Genomic DNA, 18,783 nt, shown 5'->3' with positions numbered 1-18,783 from the left:
AACGACAGCGGGGTGTGGGAACGCTCCCACGTCCCGCCGCCGTCAGGAAGGAACGCCGCCGCGGGTCCTCGCGACCGCCGTGCGGCGCTGCTTCAGCCCCACGGACGCCAGCGACCCCTCCAGCACGAAGGTCGCGGCGCCGAGGCTCACCGGGTTCGACGGGATCGGGCACAGCACGATCTCGGTGTTCGACAGCGGACGGCGCAGCGCGCGCCCGGCCACTGCCTCGCGCACCTCGGCCAGCAGTCCCTCACCCAGCGCGGCCGCGACCCAGCTGCTGAGCACGATCACTTCCGGGTTGAGCAGATTGATCAGATCGGCGAGGCCCGCCCCGAGATAGCGGGCCGTGTCGCGGACCACCTGGACGGCCACCGGGTCCCCGTCCGCCAGCCCGCGCCCCAGGGCCTCGATGGTCGCCGTCTGGTCGCCGGGGCGCAGCAGCGGACTGTCCGGGCTCAGCTCGCGCAGGTTCCGCATGATGCCGGGCGCGCCGACGTACGTCTCCACACAGCCCCGGTTGCCGCAGTGGCACTGCCGCCCGTCCAGGATGAGGGTGGTGTGCCCCCACTCGCCCGCGCTGTTGCTGACCCCGCGGTGCAGCGTCCCGCCGAGCGCGAGCCCGGCGCCCACGCCCGTACCGAGGTTCACCACCACCGCGTCACCCCGCCCGCGCGCCGCGCCGAACCACTGCTCGGCCACGGTGCACGCGCGCAAGGGGTTGTCCAGGTACAGGGGGTACGGGATGTGATCGGCCAGCATCCGCAGCAGCGGTACGTCGTGCCAGTCCCAGTTGGGCGCGAAGACCGACACCCCGCCCTCCCGGTCCACCTGGCCCGGCATGCTGACCCCGGCCCCCAGCACCCCCTCGGGCGCGATCCCCGCCTGCCCGACCACGGACGCCACGGCGGCGGCGATGTGCGCCACCACCTTGGCCGGGTCGTTCTCCGCCGGGCGTTCCGGGCGCAACTCCTCGTCGGCGCGGGCGAGGACGGTCAGGCCGAGGTCGAACAGCTCGACGTGGATGTACGTCTCCGCGACGTCCACCCCGATCAGCGCGCCCCCGGAGGAGTTGACGGCGACCAGCCCGCGCGGTCGGCCGCCGTCGGAGTCCTCGTAACCGACCTCGATCAGCATGCCCAGTTCCAGCAGCTCGCCGACGAGATTGGCGACCGTGGCCAGGCTCAGCCCGGTCGCCGCGGCCACCTCCTGCCGGGACACCGGGGATTCGGCGACGATGTGGCGCAGTACCCCGTAGCGGTTGGCGGTGCGTATGTCGCGGGACGTGCGCTTCACGCCAAAATCCCCTCTGTGGCTCTCCCGGCTGATGCCGCGCCAGGCTAGAGCGTGCGCCTGACCATGGACAACCCCTTCGCACAACCCTTGTACGAAGCGTCAGACGCAAGCGGGGGCAGAAGCGAGGACGACAGCCCTCAGGGGGATTCGAGCACCTGCCGCACGACGGGCCCGGCCGCGTCACCGCCGTGCCCGCCCGCCGTGACCACGGCCGCAGCGGCCATGTCGTCCCGGTAGGCCGTGAACCAGGCGTTGGTCGTCGCCTGTCCGTCGATCTCGGCCGAGCCGGTCTTGGCGCCGATGTCGCCGCCGAGGCCCGCCATCGCCCGCGCCGCGGTGCCGCTCGTCGCCGTGAGCCGCATCATGCCCTTCAGTTGCGCCACGGCCGCCGGGGTCAGCCCGCGCTCGCTGGTGGCCAGCCTCCGGTTGTCCACCGACGGCGCCACCAGCACCGGCTGCTTGAAGGCGCCCGTCCGGACGGTGGCCGCCACCGACGCCATGGTCAGCGGGTTCATCTGCACCGTGCCCTGCCCGATGACCGCCGCGGCCTTGCCGTCCCCGCCCTCCGTCGGCACCGAGCCGTCGAACGTGGTCACGCCCACCCGCCAGTCCAGCCCGATCCCGAACACCGCCCGCGCCTCCTCGGCCATCCCGCCGTCGGGTATGGAGCCCGCGAGCGAGACGAACGCGGTGTTGCAGGAGGCTGCGAAGTCCTGCGCGAAGGTGGCGCCCGGATTCTCGCTCTCCTCGACGTTGTGGAACGTCATGCCCTGCGCGTACGCCGCCGTCTTCGGACACGGAACCGGCTGGGCGGGCGTCACCTTGCCCGACTCCAGCAGCGTGGCGGCAGTGATGATCTTGAACGTCGACCCGGGCGCCGTCTGTCCCTGTAACGCGGCGTTGAACTCGGCCTTGTCCGAGTTGGCCACCGCGAGGATCTCCCCGGTGCTGGGCCTGAGCGCCACCACGGACGCCCCGCTCCGCCGGCTCACGGCCGACTCCGCGCGCCGCTGCACCGTCTGATCCAGCGTCGTGCGCAGGCTCCCCCGCTTGCCCTTCGTCACCACATGCAGCGTCGTCCCGGCCGTCCCGTCGGCCTTGACCGCCGTCACCTCGACCCGGGCCGCGCCACCGGCCTTGTCGCCGTATCGCTCCCGCAGCGCGTTCAGCACCGGATCGAGGGACGGATAGCGGCCCTGCTTCAGCTCCGTGCCGCTCCGGTCCAGCAATCGGACCGGCTGATGGTCCGCCATGCCCGTCTGTAACGTTTCACCAGCTGTCAGCCGGGGATGGAGGACCGCCGGTTTCCAGTCCACCAAGGGCCTCCCCGTGGTCCGGCCCCGCACGACGGTGAGCTGGGAGTCGTACGTCCACGTCGAACGCGTCTTCCCGAAGGCGATCTGCGCCGTGACCCGGAACGGCACCGTGCTGCTGTGCGCTTCGCCCGCCGTGAGCGTCAGCTTCTCCACCCGGCCGTCCTCGCGATAGCCGCTCAACGCGGCACCCGCGCTCTGCGCGTCGTTGGTGAAGGCGGCGGCCCGCAGGTCGTTCTGGTCCGCCCACGCGGCCAGGAAGTCCCGCGCGGTCTCCTTGACTTCGGCCGGCGTCACGGCGCCGTCCGGAACCGACGGCTCACTGCCGCCGGTCACCCCCATGTAGAGGTTGTACCCCCCGATCCCCGCAACTCCGATGAACCCCGCTAACGCCGTACCGAGTACGACTCTCCCCGCTGTACGCATGGCGTCGCCTGCCCCCAGGTGTGGTCGGCGCCCCGCTTGTCAGGCCGCCTGCTCCATCTCACCGCGCAGCGCCCGTGTGTACACCCCGAGCAGCCGCCCGTACTCCGCCCGCTCGGCAGGCCGCAGAGCCCGCCCGGCCCGGGCCCGCAGGAACACGCGGATCGCCTCGTTGGCCTGGTCGGTGGAGGTGGTCAGTAAGGCAGGGTTCTGAGGAGTAGGAGTCGGACGCATGGGAAACAGAGTAGGGGCAGCCACTGACAAGCGCTGTGGCCCAAACCTCTCAACTGGGGTGTTACCCGCGGTATGTGAGGAACGACGCATCCGCCGCACGGGTGTTCCCTCGCCGCCCCGCCTGGCATATGCCCCGGCCCCGCGGTCCCTTGGCGCAGGGGATCGCCGCAGGTCAGCCCTCGTATCCGTACGATCACGCCTTCCGTACGACCACGCCGGCCGCCGTCAGCCGGCCGGTCTCCTCCTCCGCCGCGGTGTCGTCCGTCACCACCGCGTCCAGATCGGAGGCGGCGGCGACGAACGCCAGGGCGGTGTGGGCGAGTTTGGCGGCCTCCGCGACGGCGATCACGCGGCGGGACGACGCGATGGCGGCGCGCTTCACGGCGGCGTCGTCCAGGTCGTAGGCGGTCAGCCCGTCCGCGGAGTCGAGCCCGCAGCAGCCGATGACCGCGGTGTCGAAGCGCAGCGCGGCCAGCGACGCCTGGGTCAGCGGGCCGGTCAGCGCCAGTTCGCCCGGCCGGGGCCGGCCGCCGGGCACCAGCAGCGTCACCTGCGGGGCACCGCTCAGCGCGTTCGCCGCGTGCAGGGACAGCGGCATCACGGTGACCCGCCGGTGCTCCAGCGCCCGGGCCACCTCCAGGCAGGTGGTGCCGCTGTCGAGGACGACGGACTCCCCGTCGGCGATCAGCCCGGCGACCTCCGCCGCGATGCGCCGCTTGACCTCCAGCCCGTCCTGGGCGCGCAGCGCGAACGGCGGCTCCTCGCCGCGCAGCAGCAGGCTCCGCGCCCCGCCCCGGTAGCGCTCGACGACGCCCTCGGCGGCCAGCGCCTCCAGGTCGCGCCGGATGGTCATCTCCGAGGCGCCGGTGAGCGCGGCCAGCTCCGCGACCCCGACGCGGCCCGCGCTCCGTACGGCCTCGGCGATCTGCCTCAGTCGCTCTGTGCCCGCCATGCGTGTATTGAACATCTCCAGCGTTCGAAAGGCAATCTTACGAACACAATGTGTGTTTGCTACGTTCGGGGGATGCAGAGATCGCTGCGGGCAGCCCGGCTGGCCACCTTCGCCTACTTCGCCCTGAACGGCTTCCTCGTGGGGATGTGGATCGTCCACATCCCCGGCATCGAGCACCGTGCGGGGATCGGCCACGCCGCGTTCGGCTGGCTCCTTCTCCTCCTCGGCGCGGGAGCCTTCGCGGCCATGCAGTTCGCCGGTCCCCTCACCGACCGCTTCGGCGCCCGCGTCGTCGTACCGCTCGGCGCGGCGCTGTGCAGCGCCACCCTGATCCTGCCGGGCCTGGCCACCAACGCCTGGACACTGGGGGCGGCGCTCCTGGCACTCGGCGTGGGCAACGGCTGCCTCGACGTCAGCATGAACGCCCACGCCGTCCAGGTCGAACGCGGTTACGGGCGGCCGGTCATGTCCGCCTTCCACGCCACCTTCTCCCTCGGCGGTGTCCTCGCCTCACTCGTCGGCGCCCGCACCCTCGGCTGGGGCTGGAGCCCCGCGGGGACCCTCGCCGGGGCGGCGGCCCTCGGCCTCGCCGTCGCGGCGGCGTCGTCCCGCGCCCTGCTGCGACCCACCCCCGTCCCGGCAGTTGACACCCCTGCCACGAAGCCTCGTTACCGGACGCCCCGCCGCATCTGGGCGCTGGCCGCGCTGGCGCTGATGATCATGCTGTGCGAGGGCGTGGCCAACGACTGGAGCGCGCTCCATCTGCGCAACGTCCTGGACGCACCCGCCGCCACCGCCGCCCTCGCCTACGGAGCCTTCGCCACCGCCATGACGGCCGGCCGCCTGCTCGCCGACCGCGTGGCCGCCCTGGTCGGCCCGGTCGCCATCCTCCGCTACGGCGCCGCCGCGGCCGCCCTCGGCATGACCGCCGCGGCGCTCTCGCCCTGGATCCCCCTGGCCCTGCTGGGCTGGACCGTGTTCGGCGCCGGACTCTCCGGCTGCGTCCCCCAGCTCTTCAGCGCCGCGGGGCACACCGACCAGTCCACCGCCGGCGCCAACGTCTCCCGCGTCGCGGGCCTCGGCTACCTCGGCATGCTCGCGGGCCCCGCCGTCATCGGCCCGCTGACCCACCTCGTACCCCTCAACCTGACCTTCTTCCTCCCGGTGGCCTTCTGCGTCGTCGCCGCCTGCGCGGCGGGCATCCTGCGGGCACCTGCGCCGGCCCGGTCGTATGAAAAATCGATTGCCCCGGTCGCCGCCCAGCGGTCGGATGGTGCCCCATGACGCCAGGGCGTTGGCGGGCGCCGTTGCGGCGTGCCTGGAAGCGGTGTCACTCGGCGGCGGAGCGGCCAGGGGTGACCAGGCCCGTCTCGTAGGCGAGGACGACGGCCTGGGCACGGTCGCGGAGAGCGAGCTTCGCGAAGATCCGGGCCACGTGGGTCTTCACGGTGGCCTCGCTCAGCGTGAGGGCTTGGGCAAGCTCGGCGTTCGACAGGCCCCGGCCCATCAGGGACAGCACCTCCCGTTCACGGGGCGTCAGCGGAGCCAGATCGCGGTGAACCGCGGGTGCGCGGCCCACGGTCGCCCTCGTGGCGGGGCCGTGGTCCGCCGCGGCCCGATCGGTCTCAGAGGTGGTCGCGAAGCGCTCGACCAGGCGGCGGGTGATCGAGGGGGCGAGCAGCGCGTCGCCGGTGTTCACCAGCCGCACGGCCGCGGCGAGGTGGGCGGCGGTGACGTCCTTGAGCAGGAAGCCACTCGCCCCGGCGGCGAGCGCCGCGTAGACATAGCGGTCGAGGTCGAACGTGGTGAGCATGAGGACCCGGCACTCCGGTAGCAGACGCAGTACGCGCTTGGCGGCTTCCAGACCATCCAGGTTCGGCATCCGGATGTCCATCAGAACGACGTCGGGGCGCAGCCGCTCGGCTTCCGCGACGGCCTGCACGCCATCCGCGGCCTCACCGATGACCTCGATGCCGCGCGAGGTGAGGATGAGGCGGAAGCCGGTGCGGATCAGTTCCTCGTCGTCGGCCACGAGGACGCGCGGGGCGCCGGACTCCCGGCTCGGAAACACGTCCGGCTCCTGAGGGTTCTGCATCTGGCTCGGCGCGTGGTGGGTGCGGCGGTCTCCGGCGGGTTCGGTCACGGGCGCTCCAGGGGGATGCGGGCGCGGACACGGTACCCGCCGCCGATGCGGCGCCGTGCGTCGAAGTGGCCTCCGTAGACGGCGACGCGCTCGCGCAGGCCGATCAGGCCGCGCCCCGCTCCGTCGTCCCGGCCCTTGCGGGGCCCTCGTGCGGTACCCGTGCTCGCGGGGTCGGCGGACAGCACGCTCGGTCCGCTGTTGAGCACCTCGACCCGCAGACCGCGGTCGGCATAGCGCACCGTCACGGTCGCCGTGCTGCCGTCTCCGTACTTGAGCGTGTTGGTCAGGGCCTCCTGGATGATCCGGTAGGCGGTGACGTCGATACCGGGCGGCAGTGCGCGCGGTTCCCCGGAGATGCGCACCTCGACCGGGAGGCCGGCGAAGGCGATCCGGTCGACGAGGGTGCCCAGTTGGCTCAGGCTCGGTTGCGGTGCGAGCCCGGAGAGGTCTCCTTCGCCGTACCGCTCGGCCCCGTCATCGTCGTCGCCGTCGGCCGACGGCGCCAGCAGCCCCAGCAGGTGGCGCAGTTCAGTCATCGCCTCGCGTCCGGCCCCCTCGACGGCCCGCAATGCCGTATCCGCCGCATCCGGCAGTGTGGCCAGCACCTCGCGGGCCGCGGTCGCCTGCACGACCATGAGGCTGACCTTGTGGCTGACGATGTCGTGCAACTCGCGGGCGATGCGGGCCCGTTCGGCCACCACCGCCGTGCGGGCAGCGGCCTCCCGCTCACGCTCCAGCAGCCAACGCCGGTCCTCCAGAGCCCTGCGGTAGCGGCGGCGGGCGCGCACCAGCAGCAGGATGGCACCCGCGGCCACCACCAGGCCGGCCGTCGCGAGGGCGCTGAGCAGCAGGCCCGCTTCCGGTCTCCACACGTCGCCCATCGTGCCAGGCAACCGGCCGGCGGGCGTCCCTCCGTGGGGCCAACGCCGTACATCGCCAGGATGACCATCGTCCCGGGTTACCTCCCGGGACTGACGCCCGGACATCCCAGGCGGCCTACCGTCCTGCCATGACCACCGAAGACATCAGCGGCACGACCACGGGGGCCGCCCCGGTCGCCGTGCGCGACCAGGAAGCCGTCCTGGTGAGCGGCCTGCGCAAGGAGTACGGCGACACCGTCGCCCTGGACGGCGTGTCGCTGGGGATCGGCGCCGGGGAGGCAGTGGCGGTGATGGGGCCGTCCGGCTGCGGCAAATCGACCCTGTTGAACATGATCGCCGGCCTCGACCGGCCGAGCGCCGGCCACGTGACCGTGCACGGTGAGGACCTGGGGCGGATCAACGAGACCGGTCTGGCGCTCTTCCGGCGCCGTCGGATCGGCATGATCTTCCAGTTCTTCAACCTCATCGACGACCTGCCCGCGCTCGACAACGTCGCTCTGGCCGCCCAGCTCACCGGAACGCCGGCCCGTCAATCCCGGCGCCGTGCACTGGAGTTGCTGGACGAACTCGGCATCGCCGACCGCCGGAACGTCTACCCCGCCGCGCTCAGCGGCGGAGAGCGCCAGCGGGTGGCGGTGGCCCGCGCGCTGATGAACCGACCCGCACTGCTCCTGGCAGACGAGCCGACCGGCGCCCTGGACAGCCATGCGGGCGAACAGGTGATGGACCTGCTGATCGACCTCAACGAACTGGGCCAGACCCTGCTGCTGGTGACGCATGACGAACGACTGGCCACGCGCTGCGTCGGCCGCCTGGTGACGATGGCGGACGGCCGGATCACCGGTGAGCGGACCCTGGAGCGGACGGCGTGAGCGCGGTGTGGCGGGCCTCGCGCGCGGCCGTGCGCCGCCGTCGGCTCCAGACCACCGTGATCGGCGTGGTGGTCCTGGTCTCCAGCATGGCCCTCGTGGTCGCCCTCGGCTTGCTGGACGTCGTGTCCGGGCCCTTCGACCGGCTCTTCGGGCGGGCGCACGGCGCGCACGTCGTCGCCACGTTCGACGCGGCGAAGGTCTCCGGTGAGGAGGTGGGCCGGAGTGCGGAACGTCCGGGCGTACGGGCCTCGGCCGGGCCGTTCCCACAGGCCGTGATCGAGATGCCGGAGAGCGCGTCGGCCGAGATCCCCGGGATGGCGCCGGGCCCCCTGACGGTCGTCGGGCGTGCGGATCCCGGGGGCCCCGTCGACCGGCTGGAGTTGTTCGCCGGGCATTGGGCCACCGGCCCGGGCCAGATCGTGCTGGCGTCGCGGGACGCGCCGGGAATGGGGAGTGGGCCGCACTCGCCGATCGGCAAGAGAATCGGGCTTCCCGGACAGCAGCGGCCTCTGACTGTGGTGGGCCTCGCCTCCAGCGTGAGCGGAACCGCGCAGGCCTGGGTCTCCCCGCGGCAGATCACGGCCCTGCACCCCACGACCTACCAGATGCTCTACCGGTTCGACCGGGCCGCGACAGCCCGGCAGATCCGTGAGGACATCGCGGCGGTGAGCGCCGGCCTGTCCTCCGGATCGCTGGTCGCGCATCAGTCGTACCTGACCTTGAAGGCGCAGGTCGCGGCCAATCCCAACGTGTTCGTGCCGTTCCTCATGGCCTTCGGGGTCCTCGGCCTGCTGGTGGCCGTCCTGATCGTGGGCAACGTGGTGAGCGGCGCCGTCGTCTCCGGCTTCCGGCACATCGGCGTGCTCAAGTCCCTGGGATTCACGCCTCGTCAGGTCGTCGCCGTCTACCTGGTGATGGTCTGCGTCCCCGCCACCGCAGGCGCGCTGGTCGGTACGGCCCTGGGCGGGGTGGTGGCGCGGCCGCTGCTGCACCAGGTCTTCCAGGGCGCGAACCTCGGCACCGCGAACGTGGGCCCGGCGATCGGCTTCTGGGCGTACGCGACCACCGCGCTCGGCATGCCCCTCACGGTGCTGCTGGCCGCGCTGATCCCGGCCCTTCGCGCACACCGGCTCTCCGCGGCACGTGCCATCAGTGCGGGCAGCGCACCGCACGGCGGACGGGGGCCGGCCGTACAGCGGTGGCTGACCGGGGTCCGGCTCCCGCGCTCGGTGACCCTCGGCCTGGGCCTGCCCCTCGCCCGGCCCGGACGGGCCCTGCTCACCGTCGCCTCGGTCCTGCTCGGAGTGGCGACCGTGACCTTCGCCACCGGCCTGTCGGCCACCATGATCTCCTTCGGCGACGCGGTCCAGGGAGTCGGCAAGGCACAGTCGACCGTCTGGCGAGGACAGACCAGGTTCGATCAGACCGCCCCGCACCACGACGACGACGCGACACAGATGCTCCTGCGCGGTCTGCCGCATGTCGCGGACGTCACCGCGGTGGGCTTCACCGAGGTACGCATCCTCGGCCGGAGCGAGGGCGTGGCGATCGAGGGCATACGCGGGGGACGGTCGACGCTCCCGGACGACCTGGCGCGGGGCCGCTGGATGCGCGGGCCCGGCGAGGTGGTGGCCTCCGGCAGATTCCTCGCCAAGCAGGCGCTGCGGCTCGGTGACTCCTTCACCCTGACCGTGGCGGACGGCCGGCAGGAGCGCGTGACCCTGGTCGGGGAGATCCTGGCCGGGCCGGAGGACTGGATGCGAGCGGACTGGTCGACGGTGACCGCCCTGACACCGGACGCGCAGGCCAACCAGTACTGGGTGCGGCTCGCTCCCGGCGCCGACTACAGCGCCTACGTGAAGGCCGTGCAGGCCGCCGATCCGGGGCTGTACCCGACGAAGAACACCATGGTGAACGCGGATGCCGTGACCATCATCGGCGCCGCGTCCGCGCTGACCCTGATGCTGACGCTGGTCGCAGCGATGGGCGTGTTCAACACCGTCGTGCTCAGCGCCCGGGAGCGCCGGCGCGACCTCGGGATGCTCAAGTCGATCGGCATGACCCCACGCCAGGTCACGGTGATGCTGGTGGTGTCCATGGCCGGCCTCGGGCTGGTCGGCGGGATCCTGGGACTGCCGCTCGGCGTCGCGGCGTACCAAGTGGTGATCCCGATCACTGAGCACGCCGCCCAACTCACCTTCCCGGCCCGAATGCTGGACGTATGGCACCCCGGGACCATGGCGCTACCCGTGCTGGCCGGGGTGGCGATCGCCGCACTGGGCGCGGTGATCCCGGCGCGTGCGGCGGCCCGTCAGAGCATCGCCCGGGTCCTGCACACCGAGTGAGGGCCGCCTCCTACGCCGCTGGCCTGTAAAGTCGGGAAACCGCTGTTCAGCGCCGTGCCGCCGGAAAATCGATTGCCCCCGTCGCCGCCCAGCGGTCGGATGGTGCCCCATGACCCCAGGGCAGACGCACCTCGACGACTCCGTTGTACGGCGGCTGATCGCGAGTCAGTTCCCGTGGTGGGCGGACCTGCCGGTGCGCCGGTTCCCGTTCGGCGGCACCGTCAACGCCGTGTACCGGCTGGGCGACGAGATGGCCGTACGGTTTCCGCTGGTGGCGGGCGGCGCCTCGGACGTTACGACGGAGCGGACGTGGCTGCCCCGCCTCGCGCCCCACCTGCCCACGGCCATCCCCGAGGTGCTGGGGAGCGGGGAGCCCGCCGAGGGCTACCCGTGGCCGTGGTCGGTGCACCGCTGGCTGGGGGGACAGAACCCCGAGGAGGGCGCGCTGAGCGAACCGCTCCTGCTGGCCAAGGACCTGACCGAGTTCGTGGCGGCGATGCGAAACGTCCCCCTCCCGGGTGCACCGGAGGCCTACCGAGGCGGCCCTCTCGTCACGCTCGACGCGTACACCCGCGCGGCGATCGAAAAGCTCCGCGGCATCCCGGAGGAGAGCGTCGACTGCGACGCCGCCACCGCCGTATGGGAGGACGCGCTGCGCGTCCCGGACTGGGACGGGCCGCCGGTGTGGGTGCACGGCGATCTGATGCCGGGCAACTTGCTGGTGGACGGTGGTGGCCGACTGACCTCGGTGATCGACTTCGGCTGCATGGGCGTGGGCGACCCGGCCTGGGACTTGTTCCCGGCGTGGAACCTGCTGCCTGCGGCTGCTCGCGATGTCTTCCGCGAGGCCCTCGCCGTGGACGACGCGACCTGGACGCGCGGCCGCGCACGGACACTCTCCCAGGCGCTGATCGCGCTACCGGACCACCGGACGACGAACCCGGCGATGGCGCGCAACGCCCGCCACGTGATCCGGGCGGTGCTGGGGGAGAGCTGAGGCCTTACCCCCAGCCGAGGGCTGCCCCACAGCGGTCGGCGAAGTCGCTGAGCGTCGCCAACACGATGTCCGCCCCGGCCCCCTGGAGTTCCGTGGCGGAGCTACGCCCGCTGGCGACGCCCACGGCCAGGGCGTCGACAGCGAGGGCACCGCGCACATCGTGCGGCGTATCGCCGATGACCACGGTCCGCTTGCCGTCGAAGCCGTGCCCGTACTTCTCGGACGCTCGCTTGCGCGCCCGACGCACGAGGTCGGCCCGATCACTGCCGTCGTCGCCGTATCCGCCGACCTCGAAGTCGAGCCCATCGCCCAGACCGAGCGCGGCCAGCTTGGTCATGGCGACGGGGCGAAGATTGCCGGTAACCGCCGACTGCACGGCACGGCGAGCCGCACACGAGGCGATGGCCTCCCGAGCACCCGGCAACACCACCCCGACCTCGCGCATCCGCCCCTCCAGCTCTTCGGCTGCCGCCGTCAGGGCGGCGTAGAAGTCGTCGAACAGTGCTTCCGGCTCATCAATGCCGTTGAGACGCAGCGTCTCCACCATGATGGCCTGCTCGGTACGCCCGGCCATGGCTGCCAGTCCCCCGAGCCGCTTGCCTGTCACCTTCTCGAAGGCCCGCTCATAGAGGTTGCGGCTCACACCGCCCGTGATACTGACCAACGTCTGGTCCACGTCCCAGAGGATCAGGGTGGGCTCGGGGGCAAGGTCGGCAGGCATGGCGACAGCGTAGAGGTGAGACCTCGTGGCGTGTGACGGGGCCACCGCCTGCCGGTGCGGTCGGCCGCGGCTGCTCGCAGGATGTCCAGGAGGAGGCAGCCGGGGTAGGTGCCGAACGTCGGGTACTGGTGCCGGTGGTAGCACGACCAATAGCTCACCACCCGGCGCTCGGTTCGCGCGAAGTACGACGCGTTTCGCGCGACGAAGTCTCCGAACAGGAGTCGCTGCGCAGACCCTGGAGCTGCCACGTCGGAAATACCCATTTGGATAGCTTCCAGGATCTCCACTACGTATTCGCCGACCAACTGGACCACGAATGGGGCCATCCATGGCTCACCGGAGCCGGTGATCTGCTCCAGGTGGCGCTGACGGACCCTCCCGTCACTGTGGCGTGAGTACAGGCAGTGCAGGACCAACCGCTGTGTCGCCGTGAGCAAGCACTCCGTATCGGCTAGTGGCTCATCGTGGTAGATCCGGTAAGGCACACTGACGACCTCACCGGACACATCGACCGAGAACGTGGAGGTGATTGGAGGGCGAGCGCCCGGCATGACCGTCAGGACGGTACGCACATCATGCGCGAGTCGCGACGGGAAGGCTCCGGCCAGGGCGGCGTTGGCTTCGGCATTGGTCACTGCGCGCCTGCTTCAGGGCGTCGAGGAGAAGCGACCTGATGAGTTACGCGTTCCGGTGACATACCTGCCATGGCGAGGAACTCGGCTAGGACGTCGCAGGGATCGCGGCCGATCGCTCTCAGGATGTAGCCGGTGAAGAACGCTTCCAACGACTCCCGGCTCTCCACCCAGTAGTCGGCACAGCCGTCCCAGAAGTCTCGATCGCGGTCCATCAAGATCAGATTGCTCGGCGGGGAGTCTTTGGGCCTTGGCGTACTTCCCCGCCGCGACCCCGAAATGGATGTCGAGCTTATCGATCTACATCCCCTGGATTGTTTCAACTATTTTTCAGTACCTCTTCAATGGTTGCGTGTGCAACGACTTTGGGGCCTTCCATGATGAGAATTTCTTGTCCTTTGCTGAGGAATGGAGAAGCCAGCTCCGGGGCAAGAAAGCCGATCATGGCAGCATTGCGCCCGTCGGGCAGGGTGTTTGTTTTCTCGATCAGAATGCTCAACTGTGCGGCATTGGCTGGCCAGTTTGGATGAATTTCGTTATCATTTCCCATCTTAAAGATGCACGTCGCCGCGTAGACCGGTGCTGTTGGGGGTCCTGTCCTTCGTCCGCCCTCTTCGGCGGTTAGCCAACGAATTGCGGCCGTTGCTTGAGGGGAGTCGATCTCGTTCATTCCCACAGGAGAATTCCCTTCCCATGTTCATTGATCAAGTAGAGCTGGTCGCCATCTGCGTACATGGCGGGGCCGATTCCGTCTAGCTTGTCAGGGTGGTGATGCAGTTGATTGGCGAGCCATCTAGGAATTTCTGTTTGGACGGTAAGTCCTTGATTGCGGTTCAATACTCTGCCCCATTGCTCGGCATGCTCTCCACGCAAAGCAAACCACTTGCCCTCCATCTGGCCTGGCCCTGTTTCAAATCTGCCGGTCTTGGCTATCGAATCGAACTCTGTTGCATCCACATTTCGAAAGAGGGTGACCCTGTCCTCTTCGCATTCCGGGGCGAGCCCGAGGGTGTCGGTCCAGGTGTGGGGGTTGTGGACGTACGTCGCCGGGTTGGGGGCGGGGGTTAGGCCCAGGGGGTCGGGGGAGAGGTAGCGGGCTGAATCTGGGTCGTAGTAGCGGTGGAAATTGTAGTGGAGGCCCGTTTCCGGGTCGAAGTATTGGCCCGGGAAGCGAAGGGGTGTGTAGGCGGTGCTGTCGGCGGCCCAGGTGGTGGTGCCCCAGAGGGTGGCGCGGGTGTGCCAGGCGATGGTGCCGGATTCGTCGACGAGTTCGGTTGGGGTGCCGACCAGGTCCGTGATGATGGCGAAGAATCGGGCGTCGATTTCGCGCTGGGTTGTGGCCTCGGTGATGCGTTCGGTTTGGGCGATCGGGCGGAGGCCGTCGTGGTCCCAGGTGAGGGTGACCGGGTTCGGGAGGTCCGGGGTGGTGGTGGTTTGTTCTATGAGGGTGGGGCCGTCCCAGGTGAAGTCGGTCTGCTCCAGGACGGTTTCGCCGTCGGTGGCGAGGCGTTGTTTGGCGGTGCGGCGGCCGAAGGGGTCGTAGAGGTAGCGCCAGAGTGTGCCGTCCGGGGTGGAGACGCCGGTGAGGCGGTCTTCGGCGTCCCAGGTGTAGCGCCAGGTGTCGGGTTTCCGGGAGAGGCGGGTTTTCTGGCGGAGGGTGAGGCGGCCCGCGTCGTCGTGTTCGTAGCGGATGCCGCCCGCGCGGGTTATTCGGGTGCCGGTGTAGGTGCGGGGGCCCGTCGCGTCGTGGGCGGCGCCCGCAGTGGGCCAGGTCGCTTGGGTTTGGTTGCCTGCTTCGTCGTAGGCGTACGTCTCGGTCCAGCCGTTGGCCCGGACGGACGTCACCCGGCCTGCCGCGTCCAGGTCAAAGGTGCTCGGGCCGCTCAGGCGGTCGTTCACGGCAGTGACATTGCCGTCTGCGCGGTAGGTGTAGGCGCGGTGCTGGATGAGAGACGTGCCGGTCAGGGATTGTTCGGTCAGGCGGCCCAGGGGGTCCCAGGCGTTGGTGATGGTCAGGGTGTCGCCGATGCGGCGGGTTGTCTCGTGGCCCACCTCGTCGTGTTCGGATGCGAGGGTGTGGCCGCCGGCGGTCAGGGCGGTGCGGTTGCCTGCCGCGTCGTAGGTATACGTCGTCATCGCGCCGGTCGGGGTGACGCGGCGGGTGCGGCGGCCGAGGGGGTCGTACGAGTGGGCCAATACGCGGCCGTTCACCATTTCCGACTTGAGTCGGCCCAGGCGGTCGTGTTGGTAGACGACCTCGGTGTCGGGGCCGGTGGCCGTGGTGAGGCGGCCTGCCGGGTCGTAGGTGAAGGTGGTCACCTGGTCTTCGGCGGTCTTGCGGGTGATCTGACCGAGCGTGTCGTGCTCGTACGTGACGGCCTGGCCCAGGGGGTTCGTGCGACGGATCAGTTGGGCGGCCGCGTCGTGTTCGTATGTGACGGTACGGTCGTCGAAGTCCGTCTCGGAGGTCAGGCGGCCAGCGGGGTCGTAGGTGTAGGACCAGGTCAGGCCCTGGGGATTGGTGACCTGGGTGAGACGCAACGATGCGTCGTGCTCGAACTCGTAGCGGACACCATCCGGGCCGGTGCGGGCCGCGAGCAGGTCGAAGTGGGTGTATTCGAAGGTCGTGGTGGCGCCGAGGGGGTCGGTGTGGGTGGTGCAGTTGCCTTCGCCGTCGTACGTCCAGCTCTCCGTGGAGCCGTCGGGGTTGGTGCGGCGGGTGAGCTTGCCTTCCACCGTCCAGGTGAGGTGGGTGGCGGACCCGAGCGCGTCGGTGATGGTGACGGGGCGGCCGAAGGCGTCGCGGTCATAGCGGGTCACCGCGCCCAGCGGGTCGGTGATCTCTATCGGGAGGCCCGCCTTGTCGCAGCGGACCAGGGTGGTCTCGTCCAGGGCGTTGGTGACGGACGACAGGTGGCCGTACGAGTCGTACGCGTAGTGCGTCGTGTGGCCCGCCGCGTCGGTGGTCGAGGTGCGGCGGCCCGCCTCGTCGTACGTCTGGGTCCAGGTGGCGCCGTCCGGGCCCGTGATGGACGTCGGCAGGCCGAGGTCGTTGTACGTCGCCGTGGACTCGCTGCCGTCCGGGGCGGTGATCCGCGTGAGGTGGCCCGCCTCGTCGTAGACGAAAGCCGTGGTGCGGTCCAGCGCGTCAGTGCGGGACAGGACGCGGTCGTGGCGGTCGTACTCGGTGCGGGTGGTGTGGCCCAGGGGGTTGGTCTCGGCGGCCACCTTCCCCGCGTCGTTGATGAAGTAGCGGGTGGTGTGGCCCTCGGGCGTGGTGACCGTCGTGACGCGGTGACCGGTGGCCTGGTCGACCTCGTCGTACGCGATGTGGATGGATACGTGGCCCGCCTCGCCGCCCTCGGCGATGCATCGGTCCTGGTTGTCGTACGCATAGTCGTACCGGCGGTCGTTCGTGTCGGTCCAGGAGATGACGCGGCGTTCTTCGTCGTATTCGAAGCGCAGAGGGAGGCCGGAGGAGCCCGTCACGCCGGTGAGGTTGCCGTCCGTGTACGCGTAGCGGATCAGCTCCTGGTCGCCGCCGTCCTCGGCCGCGCCCGCCAAGTGGAGGGCGGTGATCCGGCCCTCGGCGGTGCTGAGCTTCAGCTCGTATCCGGCGCTGTGGGCGATGGTGGTCGGGGTGCCCTTGGCGTCGTACTCGAAGGTGATCCAGTGGCCGGAGCGATCGGATATCTGCTCCAGCAGTGCGACCCCGTCGCCGCCGGGGTCCACGTCCCGTGGGCCGTTGAAGTGGCGGACCCAGCCGGTGGCGGGGTCGGTGAGCGTGTAGTCGCCGTGGGGGTCCCGTGCCAAGGGCCAGCGGGGGCCTGCCTCGGGGAGGGTCGGGACATCCGGGGCCGGGTGAGGGTAGGACAGCAGCAGCCCGTCATCGCTGATGAAGACGACACCTTGGGCATCGATCTCCAGCCGCTGGTCAGCCGTGCTCGACCAGGACGGGCCGAACCACCGGCCCACCCGGTAGCCGGATTCCACCTGGCGGCGGAACACCAGCGGTAGCGCACCCGGCAGGGCGACGTCCGTCTGCGGGAGGTACATCTTCCCCGTCGCCAGGTCGACCGGGTCGGTTCCGTCGCTGCATTTGTTCTTGTTATCGGTGGTGTTCTCGCCGCGTCTGCGGCCCTTGATCGCCTCGCGAGCCTTGTTCAGGAGACCACCGGACTTGCCGAGCCTGGCACCCGTGCGGGCCGCGCCGAGACCCTTCGTGCCGAGCAGCTCGGGGAGGGCCCGGCCAAAACCTTCCGAGGGGTCCTTGGAGAACTCGTTGTACATGTTCTTGAGGGCTGGACCCGGGTTGCTGGCCAGCGTGTGGAGCTGGGCCGCCGTGCTGTTCAGACCCGTGAGGTACTCGGCCGGGTGGGTCAGGTTGTACGGGTCCATCGGATTCAGGCTGCGCGCGAAGGAGTTCAGCCCCGCGACGCCCTTGATGACTCCGCCCGTCAAATGCATCGCGTCCAGGCCCAGCCCCTCAACGCCGTCCCCGAGCTGGTCGCCGTACGAGGGCTTCGGCGGGGCCGCGTCCTTGGCCGTCTGGACCGCCTTGCGCGCCGTGATGACCGCCTCGTCCCGCTGGCGCCGCGCCTCGTCCAGCTTCTCCTGCGCGGCCTTCGCCTTGGCGGTGCCGGGGTCGTGGAACTCGCCCGGCTTGGTGGGCTTCTTGCCCGGGTCCTTGCCGTCGTCCACCTTCGCGTTGTACGCCTTGGCGGCGGCGTTGTACGCGTCCACCTTGTCGTTGTGCGCGGAACGGGCGTTCTCCGAGGCGGTCTTGGCCGCCTTGTACGCGTCGATCGCCTCCTGCGCCTGGCCCTGCGCCCACTCCACCGTCCCGGCGAAGTCCTCCAGCGCCCCGGCGGCCTTCTTGCAGGCGTCCGCGGCCTTGAACCACTCCTTCGGCTTGACCGACACCTCATCCCGGAAGGCGTCCGCCGCCTCGCCCTTCCAGTGGGAGGAGTCCAGCGCCTTCAGCCCGTCGCCGACCTTCTCGAACGCCGACTGGAAGTCCTTCAGGTGCTTCACGGTGGAGCGGATCCGGCTCACGCTGCCGTAGATCAGCTTCTTGGGGTCCTCGGTCTCCCCGAGCTGCATCTCGGCGACGTCCGCGCCCAGGTAGTTCGCGGTGGAACGGGACTTGTCACGGACCCAGTCCGCACCGCCCTCCCAGCCCACCTTGTCGAGGCCGTCGGCGGTCTTGTTGCCCGCCCATTCGACGGTGTCGCCAAGGGCTTCGGTGCCCTTCTCGACCGCGTCGTCCATCCAGTCGGGCGTCAGGTCACCGAGCCCCATCAGCGCTCGCCCCTCTTGGCGCTCTCCTCGGCGGCCTGGTCGACGAATTGCTGCATGCCGGTCGCCTTGTACCGATGGCCCGCCTCCTCGCCGGCGGTGTCCCAGGTCTTCTCGGCGTCGGACGCGGCCTTCTCGAAGGACTCCTTGCTGTAGTCCGGCGTCCAGGTGTCGACCGAGATCAGCTCGTCCATGTCCTTCTTCACGACCGTCTTCTCGTCCAGGTGCGGATTGCCCAGCACCGAGTTCGCGGCCACCTTGAAGGTGCCCTGGGCGTACTGCTCCTGCTCCCACTGCGAGCCGGCCGCCAGCCCCACCTTCTCCGCGAGCTTGCTCGCATCCTCGATCAGGCCGCGCACGCCCCAGTCCCACAGCTCGCAGAAGTCCTCGAAGTCCTTGGCCAGGCCGTTGTGTCCGGCCTCCATGGACGTCATGGACAGCTCCTCGAACCCCGCCCCCATCTCGGCGTCCGACGCCGAGGCGATTTCCTTCAGCTCGCCGATCGCCGCCCGCAGGCCCTTCACGATCTCGGCCTGCGACTCCTTGTCGAAGGCCAGGTCTATGTTGCCGCCCTTGGCGCCACCGCCACCGCCGCCGCCGCTCACTGCTCGCCCTCCCCGTTCGACACAGCGTCAATCCAACCAGCACCGTACGACACGCGGTCACCGCGAGCGACGGA

16 protein-coding genes are annotated in these 18,783 nt (G+C 70.3%); 4 read left to right on the top strand and 12 right to left on the bottom strand.

The features are described 5' to 3' along the window. Window positions 1-42: 42 nt before the first annotated feature. The 4 genes from ABZ562_RS11915 to ABZ562_RS11900 all read right to left on the bottom strand — a co-directional run bounded on the left by ABZ562_RS11915 (window position 43) and on the right by ABZ562_RS11900 (window position 4,215). On the bottom strand, window positions 43-1,293 hold the full coding sequence (locus ABZ562_RS11915) for an ROK family transcriptional regulator (RefSeq protein ID WP_361476833.1): 1,251 nt from the start codon (window positions 1,291-1,293) through the stop codon (window positions 43-45). Between the two features lie 137 nt (window positions 1,294-1,430). Further along, the gene (locus ABZ562_RS11910; RefSeq protein ID WP_361476831.1) at window positions 1,431-3,032 is read right to left on the bottom strand and encodes a penicillin-binding transpeptidase domain-containing protein; all 1,602 of its coding nucleotides are present in this window, start codon (window positions 3,030-3,032) and stop codon (window positions 1,431-1,433) included. Between the two features lie 39 nt (window positions 3,033-3,071). Continuing rightward, window positions 3,072-3,263 (bottom strand): hypothetical protein, encoded by a 192-nt coding sequence (locus tag ABZ562_RS11905; protein WP_361476829.1) that lies wholly within the window; start codon window positions 3,261-3,263, stop codon window positions 3,072-3,074. Between the two features lie 193 nt (window positions 3,264-3,456). Further along, complete coding sequence (locus ABZ562_RS11900; protein ID WP_361476827.1) at window positions 3,457-4,215, bottom strand: DeoR/GlpR family DNA-binding transcription regulator; 759 nt, start codon at window positions 4,213-4,215, stop codon at window positions 3,457-3,459. 72 nt (window positions 4,216-4,287) lie between these two features. On the opposite strand from ABZ562_RS11900, the gene ABZ562_RS11895 reads away from it, so the two are divergent. Then, window positions 4,288-5,499 carry an MFS transporter gene (locus ABZ562_RS11895; protein WP_361476825.1) on the top strand — a complete coding sequence of 404 codons (1,212 nt, stop codon included), beginning with the start codon at window positions 4,288-4,290 and terminating at the stop codon, window positions 5,497-5,499. A 46-nt stretch (window positions 5,500-5,545) separates the two neighbouring features. On the opposite strand, the gene ABZ562_RS11890 is transcribed toward ABZ562_RS11895, so the two are convergent. Together ABZ562_RS11890 and ABZ562_RS11885 are read right to left on the bottom strand one after the other, a co-directional pair. After that, entirely contained in the window at window positions 5,546-6,310 is a 765-nt protein-coding gene (locus tag ABZ562_RS11890; protein ID WP_361476887.1) for a response regulator transcription factor, read from the bottom strand. Between the two features lie 44 nt (window positions 6,311-6,354). Continuing rightward, complete coding sequence (locus ABZ562_RS11885; protein ID WP_361476823.1) at window positions 6,355-7,239, bottom strand: histidine kinase; 885 nt, start codon at window positions 7,237-7,239, stop codon at window positions 6,355-6,357. A 128-nt stretch (window positions 7,240-7,367) separates the two neighbouring features. Here ABZ562_RS11885 and ABZ562_RS11880 point away from each other — a divergent pair, with 128 nt between their 5' ends. The 3 genes from ABZ562_RS11880 (at window position 7,368) to ABZ562_RS11870 (ending at window position 11,453) form a co-directional block, all read left to right on the top strand. Then, complete coding sequence (locus ABZ562_RS11880; protein ID WP_361476821.1) at window positions 7,368-8,111, top strand: ABC transporter ATP-binding protein; 744 nt, start codon at window positions 7,368-7,370, stop codon at window positions 8,109-8,111. Beyond that, entirely contained in the window at window positions 8,108-10,456 is a 2,349-nt protein-coding gene (locus ABZ562_RS11875) for an FtsX-like permease family protein (RefSeq protein WP_361476819.1), read from the top strand. The genes ABZ562_RS11880 and ABZ562_RS11875 overlap by 4 nt, the downstream gene beginning before the upstream one ends. A gap of 109 nt (window positions 10,457-10,565) precedes the next feature. Beyond that, complete coding sequence (locus tag ABZ562_RS11870; RefSeq protein ID WP_361476817.1) at window positions 10,566-11,453, top strand: aminoglycoside phosphotransferase family protein; 888 nt, start codon at window positions 10,566-10,568, stop codon at window positions 11,451-11,453. 4 nt (window positions 11,454-11,457) lie between these two features. Here ABZ562_RS11870 and ABZ562_RS11865 read toward each other — a convergent pair whose 3' ends face one another. The 6 genes from ABZ562_RS11865 to ABZ562_RS11840 form a co-directional block, all read right to left on the bottom strand. Beyond that, a complete protein-coding gene (locus tag ABZ562_RS11865) occupies window positions 11,458-12,174 on the bottom strand; it encodes a haloacid dehalogenase-like hydrolase (RefSeq protein ID WP_361476815.1) in 717 nt (238 codons plus the stop codon). Continuing rightward, on the bottom strand, window positions 12,141-12,809 hold the full coding sequence (locus tag ABZ562_RS11860) for a hypothetical protein (protein ID WP_361476813.1): 669 nt from the start codon (window positions 12,807-12,809) through the stop codon (window positions 12,141-12,143). The genes ABZ562_RS11865 and ABZ562_RS11860 overlap by 34 nt, the downstream gene beginning before the upstream one ends. Beyond that, window positions 12,806-13,021 (bottom strand): hypothetical protein, encoded by a 216-nt coding sequence (locus ABZ562_RS11855; RefSeq protein ID WP_361476811.1) that lies wholly within the window; start codon window positions 13,019-13,021, stop codon window positions 12,806-12,808. The genes ABZ562_RS11860 and ABZ562_RS11855 overlap by 4 nt, the downstream gene beginning before the upstream one ends. Window positions 13,022-13,125: 104 nt before the next feature. After that, window positions 13,126-13,476 (bottom strand): hypothetical protein, encoded by a 351-nt coding sequence (locus ABZ562_RS11850; protein ID WP_361476809.1) that lies wholly within the window; start codon window positions 13,474-13,476, stop codon window positions 13,126-13,128. Continuing rightward, a complete protein-coding gene (locus ABZ562_RS11845) occupies window positions 13,473-18,107 on the bottom strand; it encodes a putative T7SS-secreted protein (protein WP_361476807.1) in 4,635 nt (1,544 codons plus the stop codon). The genes ABZ562_RS11850 and ABZ562_RS11845 overlap by 4 nt, the downstream gene beginning before the upstream one ends. Then, window positions 18,107-18,709 carry a hypothetical protein gene (locus ABZ562_RS11840; RefSeq protein ID WP_361476805.1) on the bottom strand — a complete coding sequence of 201 codons (603 nt, stop codon included), beginning with the start codon at window positions 18,707-18,709 and terminating at the stop codon, window positions 18,107-18,109. The genes ABZ562_RS11845 and ABZ562_RS11840 overlap by 1 nt, the downstream gene beginning before the upstream one ends. Between the last annotated feature and the right edge of the window lie 74 nt (window positions 18,710-18,783).

Origin of the sequence: Streptomyces sp. NPDC019937 (genome assembly GCF_040631655.1) — a bacterium.
Classification (GTDB): Bacteria; Actinomycetota; Actinomycetes; order Streptomycetales; family Streptomycetaceae; genus Streptomyces.
This window is presented reverse-complemented; position numbering and strand designations above follow the sequence as displayed.